Origin of the sequence: Streptomyces sp. NPDC001401, from assembly GCF_042895385.1 — a bacterium.
Classification (GTDB): Bacteria; Actinomycetota; Actinomycetes; order Streptomycetales; family Streptomycetaceae; genus Streptomyces.
Map to the genome: position 1 here is coordinate 1,362,224 of NZ_JBIAWI010000001.1, position 15,538 is coordinate 1,377,761.

11 protein-coding genes are annotated in these 15,538 nt (G+C 69.5%); 6 read left to right on the top strand and 5 right to left on the bottom strand.

Translation table 11 applies throughout. The features are described from left to right. The first annotated feature begins 379 nt into the window (after nucleotides 1-379). Both ACFY10_RS06270 and ACFY10_RS06275 read left to right on the top strand, forming a co-directional pair. A complete protein-coding gene (locus tag ACFY10_RS06270) occupies nucleotides 380-2,176 on the top strand; it encodes a glycoside hydrolase family 3 protein (protein WP_390663858.1) in 1,797 nt (598 codons plus the stop codon). Between the two features lie 154 nt (nucleotides 2,177-2,330). Beyond that, on the top strand, nucleotides 2,331-2,966 hold the full coding sequence (locus tag ACFY10_RS06275) for a hypothetical protein (protein ID WP_390663859.1): 636 nt from the start codon (nucleotides 2,331-2,333) through the stop codon (nucleotides 2,964-2,966). Nucleotides 2,967-2,999: 33 nt separating this feature from the next. Here ACFY10_RS06275 and ACFY10_RS06280 read toward each other — a convergent pair whose 3' ends face one another. The 5 genes from ACFY10_RS06280 to ACFY10_RS06300 form a co-directional block, all read right to left on the bottom strand. Beyond that, nucleotides 3,000-4,412, bottom strand: coding sequence for a S28 family serine protease (locus ACFY10_RS06280; RefSeq protein ID WP_390663860.1), 1,413 nt, complete (start codon nucleotides 4,410-4,412; stop codon nucleotides 3,000-3,002). 98 nt (nucleotides 4,413-4,510) lie between these two features. Beyond that, complete coding sequence (locus tag ACFY10_RS06285; protein WP_390663861.1) at nucleotides 4,511-4,906, bottom strand: hypothetical protein; 396 nt, start codon at nucleotides 4,904-4,906, stop codon at nucleotides 4,511-4,513. A gap of 363 nt (nucleotides 4,907-5,269) precedes the next feature. Further along, complete coding sequence (locus ACFY10_RS06290) at nucleotides 5,270-8,983, bottom strand: ABC transporter ATP-binding protein (protein ID WP_390663862.1); 3,714 nt, start codon at nucleotides 8,981-8,983, stop codon at nucleotides 5,270-5,272. 95 nt (nucleotides 8,984-9,078) lie between these two features. Next, the gene (locus ACFY10_RS06295) at nucleotides 9,079-10,101 is read right to left on the bottom strand and encodes an esterase-like activity of phytase family protein (RefSeq protein ID WP_390663863.1); all 1,023 of its coding nucleotides are present in this window, start codon (nucleotides 10,099-10,101) and stop codon (nucleotides 9,079-9,081) included. Nucleotides 10,102-10,149: 48 nt separating this feature from the next. Beyond that, complete coding sequence (locus ACFY10_RS06300) at nucleotides 10,150-11,004, bottom strand: serine hydrolase (protein ID WP_390663864.1); 855 nt, start codon at nucleotides 11,002-11,004, stop codon at nucleotides 10,150-10,152. Nucleotides 11,005-11,220: 216 nt separating this feature from the next. On the opposite strand from ACFY10_RS06300, the gene ACFY10_RS06305 reads away from it, so the two are divergent. The 4 genes from ACFY10_RS06305 to ACFY10_RS06320 all read left to right on the top strand — a co-directional run bounded on the left by ACFY10_RS06305 (nucleotide 11,221) and on the right by ACFY10_RS06320 (nucleotide 15,536). Next, a complete protein-coding gene (locus ACFY10_RS06305; RefSeq protein WP_390663865.1) occupies nucleotides 11,221-11,850 on the top strand; it encodes a DUF3887 domain-containing protein in 630 nt (209 codons plus the stop codon). Between the two features lie 11 nt (nucleotides 11,851-11,861). After that, complete coding sequence (locus tag ACFY10_RS06310) at nucleotides 11,862-12,077, top strand: hypothetical protein (RefSeq protein WP_390663866.1); 216 nt, start codon at nucleotides 11,862-11,864, stop codon at nucleotides 12,075-12,077. Between the two features lie 112 nt (nucleotides 12,078-12,189). Next, entirely contained in the window at nucleotides 12,190-14,541 is a 2,352-nt protein-coding gene (locus ACFY10_RS06315; RefSeq protein WP_390663867.1) for a glycosyltransferase family 39 protein, read from the top strand. A gap of 191 nt (nucleotides 14,542-14,732) precedes the next feature. Then, nucleotides 14,733-15,536 carry an endonuclease I family protein gene (locus ACFY10_RS06320; protein WP_390663868.1) on the top strand — a complete coding sequence of 268 codons (804 nt, stop codon included), beginning with the start codon at nucleotides 14,733-14,735 and terminating at the stop codon, nucleotides 15,534-15,536. Nucleotides 15,537-15,538: the final 2 nt, after the last annotated feature.

The following is a 15,538-nucleotide window of genomic DNA, read 5'->3' on the forward strand; positions in this document are numbered from 1 at the left end:
ACCCGTCCCGTTGAACCCTCGGGCACCAACTTCCGGGAATCGCGGGGAACGCGGGAACCCGCCCCGAATACGGTTCGTCCAACCCGCAAGCTGCCGGATGAGTCTCCGCTGTGCGGTGTCGGCCCTCGCTGCTGGCTGCGATCGCTGACCTACCCTCTCCGCCGTACTGCGGCCGGCAGCACGCCGCCATCGGCGCGCCCCCCTCCAACAGCGCCGATGGCGGCCCCTTTCTGGTTACTGTGCACTCCCTTGACTGGCAGAAACTTCCCGGTTATTGGTGACTTCTCGGAAGTTTCCTTCAGCCGATCCCCAGTGATCTCCAGTGATCTCCAGCGGATCACTCCTGATCTCCAAACGGATCACTCCGGAAGGAGCGCACGTGCCCTCCAGACGTACCGTCCTCGCCGCCACCGCAGGCGTCACCGCAGCTCTGGCCATCGGCACCACCGCAAGCGCAGTCACCACCCCCGGCGACAAGAAGCTCCGCTCCCTCATCTCCCGTATGACCTTGGAGGAGAAGGTCGGCCAGCTCTTCGTCATGCGCGTGTACGGCCACTCGGCCACCGCCCCCGACCAGGCCGACATCGACGCCAACCTCAAGGAGATCGGCGTCCGCACGGCCGCCGAGCTGATCGCCAAGTACCGCGTCGGCGGCATCATCTACTTCACCTGGGCACACAACACCCGGGACCCCCACCAGATCGCCGACCTCTCCAACGGCATCCAGCGCGCCTCCCTCACCGGGCCCCGCGGCCTGCCCGTCCTCATCACCACCGACCAGGAACACGGCATCGTCTGCCGCGTCGGCAAGCCCGCCACCCTATTCCCGGGCGCGATGGCCATGGGCGCCGGCGGCTCCCGCGACGACGCCCACGCCCTCGGCCGTATCTCCGGCGCCGAGCTGCGCGCGATGGGCATCAACCAGGACTACTCCCCCGACGCCGACGTAAACATCAACCCCGCCAACCCGGTCATCGGCGTACGTTCCTTCGGCGCCGACCCGGACGCGGTGGCCGGTCTGGTCGCCGCCGAGGTCGCCGGGTATCAGAGGTCGTCGGTCGCCGCGACCGCCAAGCACTTCCCCGGGCACGGGGACACCGCCGTCGACAGCCACTACGGCTTCCCGGTCATCACCCACAGCCGGGAACTGTGGGAGCAGCTGGACGCCGTGCCGTTCCGGGCGGCCGTCAAGGCGGGCATCGACTCGATCATGACCGCGCACATCCAGTTCCCGGCCCTCGACGACTCCGGCGACCCGGCCACCCTCTCCCACCCGATCCTCACCGGCATCCTGCGTGAGCAGTTGAACTACGACGGAGTGGTGGTGACGGACTCCCTGGGCATGCAGGGCGTACGGACCAAATACGGCGACGACCGCGTCCCCGTGCTCGCGCTGAAGGCCGGCGTCGACCAGCTCCTCAACCCGCCCGACCTCGCCACAGCCTGGAACGCCGTCCTCAAAGCCGTACAGGACGGGGAGCTGACCGAGGCGCGGCTGGACGAGTCGATCCTGCGCATCCTGAAGCTCAAGGCCAGGCTGCGGCTCTTCGACGACCCCTACGCCGGCCGGAGCGGCGTCGACCGCACCGTGGGCACGGACGCGCATCTGGCCGCCGCCGACCGCATCGCCGAGCGCACGACGACGCTGCTGGTCAACAAGGCGGGCCTGCTGCCGCTGTCCCGCCGTACGTACAGGAAACTCCTCGTCGTCGGCGCCGACCCGGCCTCCCCGTCCGGTACGACGGGACCGCCCACCGGCGTCCTCGCGACCGCCCTCGCCGAACTCGGCTTCACCGCCACCGCCCTGTCCACGGGCACGGCCCCCTCCGCGGCCACCATCGCCACGGCGGTCGCGGCGGCACAGGACGCGGACGCGGTGGTCGTGGGCACCTACAACCTCACCTCGGGCAGCTCGCAGCGCACGCTGGTCGAGCAGCTGGTGGCGACCGGGAGGCCGGTGGTGGCGATCGCGATCCGCAATCCCTACGACGTGGCTCAACTCCCTTCCGCGACCGCCCACTTGGCGTCGTACTCGTGGACCGACGTGGAGCTGAGAGCGGCCGCGCGGGTGATCGCGGGGAAGGCGGCACCGCGCGGGAAGCTGCCGGTGCCGGTGCAGCGGGCGGACGATCCGGCGACGGTGCTGTATCCCATCGGGTACGGACTCTCGTACTAGAACCCCTGCATCCGGCAGCCGGTGCACAGGGCGTAGGGCGCATACGTCACGCACCCGGCGTGCGACCCCAAACTGGCCCAAAGCCTCCCGCGCGTCTGGCGTGCGCCCGCTGCGGCGGGTCACGCTGGCTGAGGGGGCACCAGGGGGGATTGCGATGCGTGCGAGAAGTTCCGTGGGGGTGGTCTGTGCACTGCTGGTACTGGTCGCTGCCCTGCTGACCGGTTGCCAGGTCCTGAAGTCCGGGGCGGACAAGAGCGAGGGGCCCGCCACGACGCCGAAGGCGACCACGACCCAGCCCTCGGGCTACGGGGCCGTGTTCCTCGCCGTGGACGAGTGCAGTTCGTTCGGGTCGACGAGCTTCACCGAGGTGCCGTGTCCCAGCGAGCGGGCGGCGGCCCGGGTCGTGGCGCGCTACGACGGCAAGGTTGGCGACGGTCCGCTGTGCCCGGCGACCACGGACTTCGTCCTGCACATCAGCCGGCAGAGCCCGTCCTCCGACGAGGACGGCGACGGCTCGATCCCGCAGGGCTACGCCTGTATGCGCAATCTGGAGCCACCGCACCCCGGCGACCCGGGCGGCGGGGGCGGCCCCCGCACCATCGTCGGCGACTGCGTCTACGGCTCCGGGAACGGGCAGGTCCGCGAGACGGCATGCGACGGCAGCGGCAAGAGGAAACCGCAGTACAAGGTGGTGAAGGCGGTCGCCAGGCGCGCCCTGTGCCCCTCGGCGACGGCGCTGTATGTGCAACTGGACGGCCAGGAGCCGGTGGGCTGCGCCCGTCGCGTGTGAACAACGGCCGGGCGCAGCAGGAGAGTTGCAGCCCTACGGCCGCAGAGCCGGCTCTCGCTCCACGTCCCGGACGTCCAGCTTCCGGTCGAACTCGGCCAGCGGCTTCGCCTGGGCCGTGGACGGGGCGGGGACACCGGCCCAGTCCAGGATGCGGGCGGTGGCCAGCGCCTTCTGCTCGGCGACCAGACCGGCGACGTTCGCGCCGTGGTTCAGCCCCGGTGCCGTGAAGACGTACGAGTCCTTCGTGCCCTTGCCGACACGGAAGCGCTCGGCACCCCACGGGTCGTTCTGGCCGTAGACGAAGAGCATGTGGTGCGCGTTGTGCCGCACCCAGGAGTCGACGTCGCGCATCGCGTACGGCAGGAACTTCATCGGGATGTCACGCGGGACCAGGCTCCGCGGCGACTCGTAGCCGTACCGGATGTACTTCTTCTCGATGTACGGGAAGTGGATGTCCGGCGCGCCCAGCTGCGTGCCCGCCTGGTAGTAGTACGGCGTGTACGGCTCCAGGCCCTGGTCCGTGTAGAAGGAGAAGCCGGAGATGGTGTCCACGGAGTCCCAGATCGCCTGGTCGGTCGCGGTCTTCGCGTCCGCCGGGATCGTGGCGCAGTCGCGCAGCAGGCTGTACTGCCAGAAGCCCCAGACGTAGTCGAGGACGACGGCCTCGTACGCCCGGTCCAGGCTGCCGATGGTCTTGAAGGTGTAGCCGTTGTCGGCCGCGTAGGCCGCGTACTTCTTCTCCAGCGGCTCCCGGCGCACCAGCGCCTCGCGCTGCACGGCGTTCAGCCTGTCGCGGCACTCCTTGGTGCCGACCTGCGTGAAGAAGCGGTCGTAGGCGGAGTCCTCGTCGTTGACCACGTCGTTCGGCGCGACGTACGCGACGACCCCGTCCATGTCCTTGGGGTAGAAGCGCTCGTAGTAGGTGGCGGTCATGCCGCCCTTCGAGCCGCCCGTCGAGATCCACTTCTTGGTGTAGACGGACTTCAGCGCCTTGAAGATCCGGTGCTGGTCAGTGGCCGCCTGCCAGATGTCCAGCTTGCTCCAGTCGGCCGGGGCGGGCCGGGAGGGAGTGAAGAAGCGGTACTCCATGGAGACCTGGTTGCCGTCCACGATCTGGGTCGGCTCGCGGCGACTGGGGGTCGTGGAGACGTTGTAGCCGCCGGTGTAGAAGACCGTCGGGCGGCTGACGTCCTTGTGCAGCACGGTGATTCGCTGCTGGAAGGTGCCCTTGGACGGGTCGCGGTGGTCGACCGGCTGGGTGTAGTTCAGGACGAAGAAGCGGTAGCCGGTGTACGGCTTCTCCTCGATCAGGCTCATCCCCGGTATGGAGAGCAGCCGATCCTTGATGTCGGTGGCCTCCGGCTCGGCGGCGGTGGCCGCCCCCGCCGTGCTCAACGTGCCTATGAGCACCGTGAGCGCCAGCAGCCATCTGAGCGCCTTGCGCATGCACCCTCCCCTGTGAGTCAGATGTGCGAGCGGAAGCTATCGGAGCAACTCCGGTACGCACCAGGGGAGATGGGGAAATACCTCTGTGATTGGCGGGATCAGTAGCGCTTCCAGCCACCGGAGTCGTACGACCCCCGGCCCACCGAGCCCTTGATCCACACCGTGCGGTGTCCGACGTACGAGCGCACGGGTCCGGCGTGCTGCGTGAACTGCCCCTTGTCGACGACGGGCTCGAAGCCGCGCGCCTGCAGGCTGACCATCATCGGGCGCTTGCCGCCACCGCTCTTGGGGACGGTGACGGCACAGAGGTAGCTGCCGCTCTTGTAGAGCTTCACGGAGCCGGTGGAGAAGGAGAACGTCCTGATCTTGCGGCCCGAGCAGGACGAGGAGGTGGCGGCCTGCGCCTCCCCCGGCGCCGCGAGCGCGAGCAGCCCGGAAGCGGTCAGCACGGCAAGGAGCGCACCGAACCGCCGCCGTATCGCACCACTGTCCACTGTGATCCCTCCCGTACCCCGGCGATGAGCGTACGGGTGTACGGACGCGCGACGTATGTCGGATGGTTGCACGGGCGTCAGCGAGACGCGCCCACCGGCTCCTCCGGCTCGGCCTGCCCGATGAACGTCCGCCACAACCCGGCGTACCGGCCGTCCCGCGCAAGCAGCTCCTCGTGCGTGCCGTCCTCGACGACCCGGCCGTGGGCTGAACCTCCCGATGTCGCCCTCGCACCGCTCGGCCCTGGCGGGCCTCTCAGCCACGCCGCGGTAGCGGCATATCGGCACGGCGGACGACCGGCCGGACTCCGTCCGGCGCCCGGTGCGGCCGGCGCCGCCACGGCAAGAGCGGATCAGGCTCGCCGGTCAGGCCACCACAGGCTCGTCGGACCCCACGAACGTCCGCCACAACCCAGCGTATCTGCCGCCCAATTGCAGCAGCTCCTCGTGCGTGCCGTCCTCGACGACCCGGCCGTGGTCCATCACCACGACGCGGTCCGCTCGGGCTGCGGTGGTCAGGCGGTGGGCCACCACGAGAGTCGTACGGCGGCCTGCGAGGCGGTCGGTCGCCTGGTTGACCTGGGCCTCCGTGGCCAGGTCAAGGGCGGCCGTCGCCTCGTCGAGGAGGAGGATGTCGGGATCGACGAGTTCCGCGCGGGCCAGGGCGATCAGCTGGCGCTGGCCGGCCGAGAGGTTGCGGCCGCGTTCGGCGACCTCGTGGAGGTAGCCGCCGTCGAGCGTGGCGATCATCTCGTGGGCGCCGACCGCGCGGGCGGCCGCCTCGACCTCGGCGTCGGTGGCGTCCGGGCGGCCGTAGGCGATGGCGTCGCGGACGGTGCCCTGGAAGAGGTACGCCTCCTGCGGGACGACGCCGAGACGGTGCCGGTAGGAGGTGATGTCGAGGCTGCGCAGGTCCTGGCCGTCGACCGTGACCCGGCCGCCCGTGGGGTCGTAGAAGCGCGCCACGAGCTTGACGAGGGTCGACTTGCCGGCGCCGGTCTCGCCGACGAAGGCCACCGTCTGGCCCGCCGGGATGCTCAACTCGATACCGCCGAGCGCCGCGTCGTTCTCATCGGCCGCCCCGTACGCGAAGTGCACGTCCTCGAACGCGACCTCGCCCCGCAGGGAGAGCACCTCGAGCGGTTCGTCGGCGGCCTTGGTGGAGGTCGGCTCCTGGAGCAGTTCCTGGATGCGGCCGAGGGAGACGGTGGCCTGCTGGTAGCCGTCGAAGACCTGGGAGAGCTGCTGGACCGGGGCGAAGAACAGGTCGATGTACAACAAGTACGCAACCAGCGCGCCGGTCGTGAGCGTGGCGTCGGCGACCCTGCCCGCACCCGCGATCAGTACGGCCGCGGCGGCGACGGACGACAGGAGCTGCACGAAGGGGAAGTAGACCGAGATCAGCCACTGGCCCCGGATACGGGCCTGGCGGTAGCTGTCGCTGCGCTCCGCGAACCGCCGGCCGCCGTCGCCCTCGCGCCGGAAGGCCTGCACGATCCGCAGCCCGGACACCGACTCCTGCAGATCGGCGTTGACCAGCGACACACGCTCACGGGCGAGTTCGTACGCCTTCACGCTCGCCCGGCGGAAGAAGAACGTGGCGACGACGAGCGGCGGCAGGGTGGCGAAGACGACGAGCGCCAGCTGCACGTCGATCACCAGCAGGGCGACCATGATGCCGAAGAAGGTGACGACGGAGACGAAGGCGGTGACGAGACCCGTCTGCAGGAAGGTGGAGAGGGCGTCGACGTCGGTCGTCATCCGCGTCATGATCCGGCCGGTCAGCTCCCGCTCGTAGTAGTCGAGTCCGAGCCGCTGCAGCTGGGCGAAGATCTTCAGACGCAGGGAGTACAGGACCCGCTCGCCGGTGCGCCCGGTCATCCGGGTCTCGCCCCGCTGGGCCGCCCACTGCACGACTACGGCGAGCAGGGCCACCAGCGAGGCCGACCAGACCGCGCCGAGCGCGAGCTTGCTGACGCCCTGGTCGATGCCGTGCCTGATCATGATCGGGAGCAGCAGGCTCATGCCCGCGTCCACGGCGACGAGCGCCAGGCTGACCAGCAGCGGGAGCCCGAAGCCGCGCAGCAGCCGCTTCAGGCCGTACGACTCCTCCGGCCGCACCGCCCGTGCCTCGTCGATGTCCGGGGTGTCGGTCGCCGGGGGCAGCGCGTCGACCTGGCCGAGGAGTTCGGGGGTGGCCGGCATCCCGGCCAGCGCGGTGTCCTTGGGCTCACGGTCGCCGGTCCACAGGCGGGGCGTCACGCCGCGCTCGGCGTCGAACTCGGCATCCAGCTCGTCCCGTACCGAGGTGTCCTCGGCCGGTACGGCGGGCTGGGTGTGGCCGGGTGAGACGCCGCCGAGCTCGTCGGGGTCGGTGAGGAGACGGCGGTAGAGGGCGGATCGTTCCTGCAGCTCCTCGTGGGTGCCGATGTCGGCGAGGCGGCCGGCGTCGAGGACGGCGATGCGGTCGGCGAGGTTGAGGGTGGAGCGGCGGTGCGCGATGAGCAGGGTCGTGCGGCCCTCCATGACCTGCTTCAGCGCCTCGTGGATCTCGTGCTCGACCTGGGCGTCCACGGCGGACGTGGCGTCGTCGAGAACGAGGAGCCGGGGGTCGGTGAGGATCGCGCGGGCGAGGGCGACGCGCTGGCGCTGGCCTCCGGAGAGGGTCAGGCCGTGCTCGCCGACCTTGGTGTCGTAGCCGTCCGGGAGCTCTGCGATGAAACGGTCCGCCTGGGCGGCGCGGGCGGCTTTGCGGATCTCTTCCTCGGTCGCGTCGGGACGGCCGTAGGCGATGTTGCTCCGGACCGTGTCCGAGAAGAGGAAGGAGTCCTCGGGGACCAGGCCGATCGCGGCCCGCAGCGAGTCGTGGGTGAGCTCGCGGACGTCGTGGCCGCCGATGAGGACGGCGCCGTGGGTGACGTCGTAGAAACGCGGGAGGAGGAGGGAGACCGTGGACTTGCCCGAGCCGGAGGAGCCGACCACGGCGAGGGTCTCACCGGGGCGGATCTCAAAGCTGAGTCCGTCGAGAACGGGGCGCTCATGGTCGTACCCGAAGGACACGTCGTCGAACTCGACGGTGGCCGGCGCGTCGGCGGGAAGGGTCTTGGTGCCGTCGGTCATGGACGGCTCGGTGTCGATGAGCTCCAGGACACGCTCGGTGCCCGCCCGCGCCTGCTGCCCGACCGTGAGCACCATGGCGAGCATGCGGACCGGGCCGACCAGCTGGGCGAGGTAGGTGGAGAAGGCGACGAAGGTGCCGAGCGTGATGTGCCCGCGGACGGCCAGCCAGCCGCCGAGGGCGAGCATGGCGACCTGGCCGAGGGCGGGGACGGCCTGAAGGGCCGGGGTGTACGTGCTGTTCAGCCGGATCGTGCGGAGCCGGCCCGCGAAGAGGCGACGGCCCACTTCGCGCAGCTTGCCCGTCTCCTGGTCCTCCTGCCCGAAGCCCTTCACCACGCGTACGCCGCTGACGGCGCCGTCGACCACGCCCGCGACGGCGGCGGCCTGAGCCTGGGCGTACCAGGTGGCGGGATGGAGCCTGGAACGGCTGCGCTTGGCGATCCACCACAGGGCGGGGGCCACGGCGAGGGCGACCAGGGTCAGCGGCAGCGACAGCCAGGCCATGATCACGAGGGAGATGAGAAAGAGGAGAACATTCCCGATGGTCATCGGGAGCATGAACAGCAGGCCCTGGATCAGCTGGAGGTCGCTGGTGGCGCGGCCGACGACCTGTCCGGTGGACAGCTCGTCCTGGCGGCGCCCGTCGAGCCGGGTGATCGTCTGGAACATCTCGGTCCGCAGGTCGTGCTGGACGTCCAGGGCGAGACGGCCGCCGTAGTAGCGGCGTACGTAGGTGAGGACGTAGACGAGGACGGCGGCGCCCAGCAGCGCACCGGCCCAGGGGGCCATACCGCGGCTGTGGTCGCCGATGACGTCGTCGATGATCACCTTGGTGACCAGCGGAACCAGCGCCATGACGGCCATGCCGCCGAGAGAGGAGCCGAGGGCGAGGAGGACGTCCTTGGGGTAGCGCCAGGCGTATGCCGCCAGCCGTCGTGCCCATCCCCGTTGCGGTTCCACGCCGGTGCCCTCCGTCTGACGTCCTGATCTACCGGAAGGCACCAACGCATACGGGCTGCGATTTCATCCCGCTGCAACAAAACGCAGGGGGAGGGTCACACACGTACCCGCAAGTAATAGAACCGCGTCGTCTGCACCGCGTTCTGGTTGTCGTCGCTGACCAGGAGGACCTTCAGACGGCCCCGGGCGTCGTGGCCCGTGATCGTCATGCCCTCGATGTTGTCGAGGAGCGGGTTGGGCTGGGGCTGCTTGGCTGTGGCGCCGAGGGACGGGCAGTCGGCGATGTCGGTGAGCAGCGTCTTCTTTATCAGGCGTACGCCGGTCTGGCCCGTGAGGTTCTCGATGCCGCTGGTGTCCGTCGCGTGGCGCGGGTCGGCCAGGTAGAGGCGGACCGTGTTGCCGACGCCGGAGGTGAAGCCGCGCTCCAGGACGAGCAGGCGGCCGTCGGGGGTGGCCTGGACCTCGGGGACGCCGAGGCCGGAGTCGATGGGGTAGGCGTACTGGGCGGCGAGACGGAAGTGGTCGTCCTTGGTCCGGGTCCAGGTCTGGAAGCGGACGATGTTCTTGGAGTCGCCGGAGATCGCGTTCTCCATCGACGCCAGCAGGGTGTGGCCGCCGGGGAGGAGGGTCAGGCCCTCGAAGGTCTGGTTGGCGGTGGCGCGTCCGGCGGGGGCGACGAGGAGCGAGGACGGGACCGGGAGGCGGTCCAGGATCCTGCCGTCCACGCTGTAGCGGCGGATCGACGGCTCGGTCTCCGAAGTGATCAGACGGGTGCCGTCGCGGTCGATGACGAGGCCCTCGCTGTCGAGCGCGGCGCCCTTCTCGTCGGCGAGCTGGACGACGGACTTCGGCTGGAGGGTCTTCGCGTCCAGGCCGAAGAGGGAGGAACGGTCCTCCAGGGCGGCCGGCGACCCGTCCCGGTCCACGGCGAGCGCGGAGAAGTTGCCGACGAAGGTCCCGTCGTACGTCGTCTTGTCGAGCGCGTCGGAGAAACGGTCGATGGAGACGGACGGCGAACAGGCCTTGTTCTCATGGGCGTTGGCGGGCCCGGCGGCGGTCAGGCTGGTGGCCGCCGCCAGGGCCGCGGTGACGGTCGCGAGTACGGTTCTCAGGCGCATGGGCGCCACCGTAGGACGGGTGGGTGACGGGCGGGAGACCGCCAGGGGTCAACTCGCGGCAAGGTCCCTGTGAATCGCCTTGGCCACGCCCTGGATGGTCGTGATGCCGTAGTTCATGGTGCTGTTGCCCCAGGTGAGCACCGTGATCATGTAGTCGTGGCCGCCGCCGTTGAAGGTGCCGAGGCTGTGCACCCGCCAGCCGTGCGTGGAGCGCTGCAGCCAGCCGTTCTTGACGTGGACCGAGACCCCGGAGGGCGCTCCGTAGGGCGTGCCCCAGCGCTGCGAGGAGATGACCTGGCTCATCAACTTCAGGATGTACGCACGGGAGTTGTCGCTCAGGACCGTGTTCTGCGCGGTGATCAGTTTGAGCAGCTTCTGCTCGTCGGTGACGTTGATCTGGGTCAGGCCCCAGTAGCCGTTCGCGCCCGGCACGGTCTTCGTCATGCCGGCCGCGGTGAGGAAGCCCTTGATCTTGGTCAGGCCCAGCTGCTTCCAGAGCTTGCTGGTCGCGGTGTTGTCCGACTTGGTGATCATGGCCTTTGCAAGGGAGGCCTCGGTGTCGGTCAGGTAGCGGTTGTGCCTCTTCGCGTCCCAGAGGAGCGTGGCGAGGACGGTGACCTTCACGGCGCTGGCGGAGTCGTAGGAGGACGAAGCCCGCAGCGAGCAAGTGGTGTTCGTGGAGCGGTCGTAGAGACCGACCGCGATGGTGCCCGCGCGGTTCGCGACGGCGGCGGTGATGTCCTTCTGGAGCTTGGTGGCCAGAGCGGACTGCGAGGACGTACAGCTGACGGTCGGTGTCGTGGCGGCCGCGGCGGGCGAGGCGGCGGCCACGCAGGGTATGAGAACTCCGGCGGCGAGCCCGGCGCCGAGCACACGAACCGGTCTGAACGTACGGCGAGTCATGGAGGATCCCCCGTCTTTCTGGGCGTCGTTGAGCGCACTCAGGCGCTCTCGCCTCTCCTGACTCGCAACAACGGCCGAAAGTTGCACACGCGTTCAGAACGAACGGATCACGTCTGCGCATGAGGAGCCGCGATTGATCCGAATAGGACCGAGTTGTCGGGGCACAGCTGTAAAGGATTACTTGACATCGAGAACGTGTAAAGGCAGCCTTTACACGTGACCGATTCCCCCCAGACCCTCACCGCCCTGAGCGGCCTGCTGGCCGAGCGGACCTCGGTCCTGGCCGAGGCGGTCGGCAGCCCGCTGACCGCGCCTGCCTACCTCGACCTGGTCCGGCACGCCCAAGGCGTGGACGACCTGGCGGAACAGGTGCTCAAGCTGTGCGTGCAGCAGTGTCGGGACGCCGGCCACACCTGGCAGGAGGTCGGGGACCTGCTCGGAGTCACCCGCCAAGCCGCCTTCCAACGGTTCGGCAAGCCCATCGATCCCCGCACGGGAGAACCCATGGACAAGACAGTGCGCATGTCCGACGCCGCGGAACGCGCGCGCACGATCGTCACGGCCGTCCTCGAGGGACGCATGGACGAAGCCAGGCAGTCCTTCAACACACAGGTCCTGGAGGCTTTCACCGACGAAGTCCGGGGCAACGGGCTGGCCACGGTCACCGGCCTCGTCGGCGAGTTCGAGGGCTTCGGCGAGGGCGAGCCGTTCGTCCGACGCATCGGCGATCACACGGTCGTCGACATCCCCCTGCAGTACGAGGCCGGCGACATGAAGGCCCGGGTCGCGTTCGACACGGACGAGAAGGTCGCCGGAATCTTCATCCTCGCCCCCGAAACCCCGTAGGACGCCGCCCCGTGTTGGCCGACTCCCTCAGCTCACCGCCGCCCACCCCGTGGGTCGCGATCGTGCCGCTGATCGCGATCATCCCCGCCGTCCTCTGCATGATCGACATCTCACGGCACCCACGCACACGACAGTTCCCGCCGCAGGTCTGGCTCGCCATCTGCGCCTTCGGGAACATCTTCGGCCTCCTCGCCTACCTCGGACTCGGCCGAAGCGAAGACCGCTGACCGTGGCAACGCGGGCCGGCGACGGCCTCCTTTGCACGGCCCTTTGCCAATTCACAGGCAAGAGCCAGGTTCGCCACAGCGCGCACTCACCCGGTGTTTGCACGATGCCCGCGTGACATCTGCCACCGATCCACACCCCCACACCGAAACCGTGTCAGCCGACTGGCCGCCGCCGGCCCCACCCGCGGCGCCCCCGGACAAGGCACCGCGCTGGTCGCTGCCCGCCCTGATCGCGATCCTGGTCCTGGCGGCGGTCCTCTACGGCTGGAACCTGTCCGGCAACAGCCTCAACAGCTTCTACAGCGCGGCCATCTACAGCGGCACGAAGAGCTGGAAGGCGTGGTTCTTCGGCTCGCTCGACGCGGGCAACTTCATCACCGTCGACAAGCCGCCGTTCGCGCTCATGATCATGGGCCTGTCCTGCCGGGTCTTCGGCTTCGGCACCTGGCAGATGATGCTGCCCGAGATCGGGGCCGCGCTCGGCACGATCTGGATCCTGCACACCTCCGTGAAGCGGGTGTTCGGGCATGTGGCGGCCGCCATCGCGGCGCTGGTCCTCGCGCTGACGCCGATCACGGTCGCCATCAACCGCGACAACAACCCCGACACGATCCTGGTGTTGCTGATGGTCGCCGGTGCGGCCCTCGCGCTCCGGTCCGTGCGCAACGACAGGCTGCTGCCGCTGATCGGCTCCGCTGTCTGCTTCGGGCTCGCCTTCAACGCCAAGATGCTGCAGGGGTACATCGCCCTGCCGGCCGTCTTCGCCGTCTACGTGTACGCGTCGAAGCTGGGCTGGAAGAAGAAGGTCGTCAACCTGGCCCTGGCGGCCGTGGCGTTGGCGGTCTCCAGCTTCTGGTGGGCGACGGCGGTCTCCCTCGTCCCCGCCGACGACCGCCCGTACATCGGCGGTTCCACGGACGGCTCCGCCTGGAACCTGATCATGGGCTACAACGGCCTGGGCCGGGTCCTCGGCGGCGAGGGCAACGGCGGGGGCGGCGGGGGCGGGGGCGGCACCTTCGCCGGTACGGCGGGCATCGGCCGTATGTTCAACGACATCCTCGGCGGCCAGATCTCCTGGCTGATCCCCTTCGCGTTCATCGCCCTCGTCGCCGGCCTGGTGCGGTGCGGCCGCGCCCCGCGCACCGACGCCACGCGCGCCGCGCTCGTGATGTGGGGCGGCTGGCTCGTCCTCCACTACCTGACCTTCGCCATGGCCGAGGGCACGATGCACCCGTACTACACGACCGCGCTCGCCCCCGGCATCGCGGCACTGACCGGTGCGGGAGGCGTCATGCTGTGGCGCGCCTTCCGCAGCGGTGACGCACGCTGGTCCTGGGTCCTTCCGGCCGGTCTGGCCGTCACCGGCATCTGGGCGATCGTGCTGCTGCGCCGGGCGACCGGCTGGAACACGTGGCTGTGGCCGGTCGTCGGTGTGCTGATGGTCCTTGCGATCGTGGGCCTGTTCGTCTTCCGTTCCGCGGGCTCCGGTACGCGGGTCCGGCTGCTCGGCGTCTCTGTCGTCGCGGCGATCGTGGCGGCCCTCGCGGGTCCGACGGCATACGCGGCATCACCGGCCTTCGGTTCCTCCGGCGGCGGCATGATGGGCGGCACCAACCCGACTGCGGGCCCGTCCACCGGCGGCGGCATGGGCGGTCCCGGCGGCGGCCGGGGCGGCTTCGGCGGCGGCAACGGCGGTCCGGGCGGCGGCGAGATGCCGGGCGGTACGCAGCAGGGCGGCCAGGCGAACGGCGAAATGCCGGGCAGCGGCCAGGGTCAGATGACACCGGGCGGCGGCAACGGCGAACTCCCCCAGGGCGGAGGTGCTCCCAGCGGCGCACCCAACGGACAAGGCGGCCAACAGGGCGGCACGAACGGCGAGTTCCCCGGCGGCGGCAACGGGCAGACGATACCGGGCGGCGCCGAGAACGGCAGCGGTACGGCTCCCGGCGGGGACGGCACCAGCGGTCGCGGCGGCTTCGGCGGCGGTGGCATGGGAGGCGGCATGGGCGGCGCCGGCAGCCAGCTCATCTCCTACCTGGAGAAGCACCAGGACGGCGCCAAGTGGCTGCTCGCGGTGTCCAACTCGCAGAGCGCAGGCCAGCTGATCCTCAGCAGCGGCAAGCCCGTCATCTCCATGTGGGGCTTCACCAGCTCCGACAAGGCGATGACCCTTGCCAAGCTCAAGGAACTGGTGAAGAAGGGCGAGCTGCACTACATCCAGCTCGGCGGCGGTATGGGCGGTGGCATGGGCGGCAACAACAGCCTCAACCAGGAGATCACCACCTGGGTGCAGAAGCACGGCACGGCGGTGAAGGAGAGCGCGTACAGCAAGAACGCGACCTCGGAGTCGTCCTCGTCGTCCCCGTCGTCTTCGTCCTCCTCGTCCTCCTCGTCCTCCTCGTCCTCCTCGTCGCAGAGCAGCACCTCGACGATCTACCGCCTGGACCCGTCGGACGTCAGCTGACCGACACACCCCAAAACGGCCCCCGCCCACACGGTCGGGGGCCGTTTTGGTATGTCAACTCGCGTAGACACGGGGCGAATTGCCGGTTCCGGTCATCTGATTGACACGTTCAATTTATTTACAGGCCCGCATGTCCATGCCACGCTCCCCTCTGCCGCCTCCATTCAACCCGCGTAGATGGGAACCCCCACATGCTGGCGACACGCACCCGCCGCTGGAAGTCGGTGGCCTGGGCCACCGCGGCCGTCCTGGTCGGCCTCACCGCCCCGGCCCTGACCGCGGCTCCGGCCTCCGCCACGACGACCGACTACGACTCGACGTACTACAAGAACGCGATCGGCAAGACGGGCGCGAGCCTCAAGTCGTCCCTCCACACGATCATCAGCAGCCAGTCCAAGATCTCGTACTCCGCGGTCTGGGACGCGCTGAAGGTCACCGACCAGGATCCGAACAACAGCAACAACGTGATCCTGCTGTACAGCGGCGTCTCCCGCGCCAAGTCCCTCAACGGCGGTGACACGGGCGACTGGAACCGCGAGCACGTATGGGCCAAGTCCCACGGCGACTTCGGCACCGCGACCGGCCCCGGCACGGACCTCCACCACCTGCGCCCGGCGGACGTCACGGTCAACAGCATCCGCGGCGACAAGGACTTCGACAACGGCGGCAGCAGCGTCAGCAACGGCGGCGGCAGCCTCACCGACTCCGACTCCTTCGAGCCGCGCGACGCGGACAAGGGCGACGTGGCCCGCATGATCCTCTACATGGCGGTGCGCTACGACGGCGGCGACGGCTTCGCCGACCTGGAGCCCAACGAGAAGGTCGACAACGGCAGCGCCCCCTACATCGGCAAGCTCTCGGTCCTCAAGCAGTGGAACGACGAGGACCCGCCGAGCGCCTTCGAGGAGAACCGCAACCAGGTCATCTACGACGACTACCAGCACAACCGCAACCCGTTCATCGACCACCCGGAGTGGGTGGACTCGATCTGGTAGAC